The 3911-nt window shown below is 46.9% G+C and carries 2 tRNA genes and 2 rRNA genes; all 4 read right to left on the bottom strand.

From position 1 onward, the window contains the following. A 23S ribosomal RNA gene (locus ACHRVZ_RS21385) occupies window positions 1-1750 on the bottom strand; the annotation flags it as partial. Between the two features lie 136 nt (window positions 1751-1886). Next, a tRNA-Ala gene (locus tag ACHRVZ_RS21380) sits at window positions 1887-1960 on the bottom strand. Window positions 1961-2048: 88 nt separating this feature from the next. Next, window positions 2049-2122, bottom strand: a tRNA-Ile gene (locus ACHRVZ_RS21375). A gap of 123 nt (window positions 2123-2245) precedes the next feature. Then, a 16S ribosomal RNA gene (locus ACHRVZ_RS21370) occupies window positions 2246-3759 on the bottom strand. Window positions 3760-3911: the final 152 nt, after the last annotated feature.

Below are 3911 nucleotides of genomic sequence, written 5' to 3'. Positions count from 1 at the left end.
CTACAGGGCGACCCTTCTCCCGAAGTTACGGGTCTATTTTGCCTAATTCCTTAGCCATGAATCTCTCGAGCACCTTAGGATTCTCTCCTCAACTACCTGTGTCGGTTTACGGTACTGGTACTAATTACCTGAAGTTTAGAGGTTTTTCTTGGAAGCCCTTAGGCGCACTATCTCTTTGTCCGAAGACTCCGAGTACTATCGTATTTCCCCAAGATCTGTGGATTTGCCTGCAGATCTTATAGGTAGGTACTTCAACGAACTATTCCGTCAGTTCGCGGCGCTTTCATCACTCCGTCACCCCATCACAGTAATTAGTAGTACGGGAATATTAACCCGTTAGCCATCGACTGTCCCTTTCGGGTTCGCCTTAGGACCAGACTAACCCACAGCTGATTAGCATAGCTGTGGAAACCTTAGTTTTTCGGTGTGCGGGTTTCTCGCCCGCATTATCGTTACTTATGCCTACATTTTCTTTTCTAACCAGTCCAGCATACCTTACGATACACCTTCAACCCTGTTAGAATGCTCCCCTACCACTTAGAGTAAACTCTAAATCCATAGCTTCGGTAATACGCTTATGCCCGATTATTATCCATGCTCGTCCGCTCGACTAGTGAGCTGTTACGCACTCTTTAAATGAATGGCTGCTTCCAAGCCAACATCCTAGCTGTCTGGGCAGACAAACCTCGTTCTTTCAACTTAGCGTATATTTGGGGACCTTAGCTGATGGTCTGGGTTCTTTCCCTCTCGGACTTGGACCTTAGCACCCAAGCCCTCACTGTTATGAAACATTATATAGCATTCGGAGTTTGTCAGGAATTGGTAGGCGGTGAAGCCCCCGCATCCAATCAGTAGCTCTACCTCTATATAACTTTACGCATAACGCTGCACCTAAATGCATTTCGGGGAGTACGAGCTATTTCCGAGTTTGATTGGCCTTTCACCCCTACCCACAGGTCATCCGAAGACTTTTCAACGTCAACCGGTTCGGTCCTCCACTGTGTGTTACCACAGCTTCAACCTGCCCATGGGTAGATCACACGGTTTCGCGTCTAACACTACTGACTAAAGCGCCCTATTCAGACTCGCTTTCGCTACGGATCCGTGGCTTAACCACTTAACCTTGCCAGCAACGTTAACTCGTAGGCTCATTATGCAAAAGGCACGCCGTCACCCCACGAAAGGGCTCCGACCGCTTGTAAGCGTATGGTTTCAGGATCTATTTCACTCCGTTATTCACGGTTCTTTTCACCTTTCCCTCACGGTACTGGTTCACTATCGGTCTCTCAGGAGTATTTAGCCTTAGCGGATGGTCCCGCCAAATTCAGACAGGGTTTCACGTGCCCCGCCCTACTCAGGATACCACTATCTATTATACTCGTTACCCATACGGGACTATCACCCTCTATGGTGTCACTTTCCAGTAACTTCCGGTTCCTTGTACATAAAATGTCGTGGTCCTACAACCCCAACATTGCCGTAACAACATTGGTTTGGGCTAATCCGCGTTCGCTCGCCACTACTTACGGAATCACTTTTGTTTTCTTCTCCTCCGCCTACTTAGATGTTTCAGTTCAGCGGGTTTGCCCACCTATCGGTGTACTATGTCTTCAACATAGTGGGTTGCCCCATTCAGGTATCTACGGATCAATCGGTGTGTGCCCGTCCCCGTAGCTTTTCGCAGCTTATCACGCCTTTCATCGCCTCTGAGAGCCAAGGCATCCCCCATACGCCCTTATTTTGCTTATTGTACCAATCATAAATTAATATGACCGTTTTTTTTTGTCTTTTATTACTCGTATCGCTACTTATAACAAAAAACGCTTTCTACTTTTTATTATTTTCTTATCTCAATATGTCAATGAACTTTTATCCTTTCGGATCTGTGGAGAATAACGGAGTCGAACCGTTGACCTCCTGCGTGCAAGGCAGGCGCTCTAGCCAGCTGAGCTAATCCCCCATTTTTAAATGATGAGTTATGAATTATGAGTTATGAATTTGCTCATAAACGCTCAACTTCTAAAATTTCCTTCTTTTAAGTTAAATAGTAGTCCCGGGCAGACTCGAACTGCCGACCCCTACATTATCAGTGTAGTACTCTAACCAGCTGAGCTACGAGACTCTGTTTTACTTAAATTTATTATTTGAACTAACAGCAAGAGTAATAAAACTTCCTTTTTCAGAAATCACTATAAAATCATCTTTTTTCCTCAACGTGTGCAAGCACTAACATTTGAGGCTCTAGAAAGGAGGTGTTCCAGCCGCACCTTCCGGTACGGCTACCTTGTTACGACTTAGCCCTAGTTACCAGTTTTACCCTAGGCAGCTCCTTGCGGTCACCGACTTCAGGCACCCCCAGCTTCCATGGCTTGACGGGCGGTGTGTACAAGGCCCGGGAACGTATTCACCGGATCATGGCTGATATCCGATTACTAGCGATTCCAGCTTCACGGAGTCGAGTTGCAGACTCCGATCCGAACTGTGACCGGTTTTATAGATTCGCTCCTGGTCGCCCAGTGGCTGCTCTCTGTACCGGCCATTGTAGCACGTGTGTAGCCCAAGGCGTAAGGGCCGTGATGATTTGACGTCATCCCCACCTTCCTCACAGTTTGCACTGGCAGTCTTGTTAGAGTTCCCGACATGACTCGCTGGCAACTAACAACAGGGGTTGCGCTCGTTATAGGACTTAACCTGACACCTCACGGCACGAGCTGACGACAACCATGCAGCACCTTGTAAATTGTCTTGCGAAAGATCTGTTTCCAAACCGGTCAATCTACATTTAAGCCTTGGTAAGGTTCCTCGCGTATCATCGAATTAAACCACATGCTCCACCGCTTGTGCGGGCCCCCGTCAATTCCTTTGAGTTTCATTCTTGCGAACGTACTCCCCAGGTGGGATACTTATCACTTTCGCTTAGCCACTGAAATTGCTTCCAACAGCTAGTATCCATCGTTTACGGCGTGGACTACCAGGGTATCTAATCCTGTTCGCTACCCACGCTTTCGTCCATCAGCGTCAATCCATTAGTAGTAACCTGCCTTCGCAATTGGTATTCCATGTAATCTCTAAGCATTTCACCGCTACACTACATATTCTAGTTACTTCCTAATAATTCAAGTTTAACAGTATCAATGGCCGTTCCACCGTTGAGCGATGGGCTTTCACCACTGACTTATTAAACCGCCTACGGACCCTTTAAACCCAATGATTCCGGATAACGCTTGGATCCTCCGTATTACCGCGGCTGCTGGCACGGAGTTAGCCGATCCTTATTCTTACAGTACCGTCAAGCTGGTTCACGAACCAGTGTTTCTTCCTGTATAAAAGCAGTTTACAATCCATAGGACCGTCATCCTGCACGCGGCATGGCTGGATCAGGCTTGCGCCCATTGTCCAATATTCCTCACTGCTGCCTCCCGTAGGAGTCTGGTCCGTGTCTCAGTACCAGTGTGGGGGATCTCCCTCTCAGGACCCCTACCCATCGTAGCCTTGGTAAGCCGTTACCTTACCAACTAGCTAATGGGACGCATGCTCATCTTTTACCGTTGTGACTTTAATAGTTCAACCATGCGGTTGTACTATACTATGAGGTATTAATCCAAATTTCTCTGGGCTATCCCTCTGTAAAAGGTAGATTGCATACGCGTTACGCACCCGTGCGCCGGTCTCTTGGTCCGAAAACCAATACCCCTCGACTTGCATGTGTTAAGCCTGCCGCTAGCGTTCATCCTGAGCCAGGATCAAACTCTTCATCGTATATTTTTATATTATATTGCGATGATCATTCTAGCTTTTCTCTTCGAATCTCTCAATTCTATTACTCTTATTCTTTTGCTCTAACATCTCTGTTAAAGCGGCTGTCAATTCAATATGTCTACGAACGTATCTTCTTTTTGTATTTCGCTTGT

It is taken from the genome of Flavobacterium sp. FlaQc-57, assembly GCF_044007395.1.
In the GTDB taxonomy this organism is placed as follows: Bacteria; Bacteroidota; Bacteroidia; order Flavobacteriales; family Flavobacteriaceae; genus Flavobacterium.
Note: the sequence above shows the minus strand (reverse complement) of the source record. Positions and strands in the feature narration are given on the sequence as shown.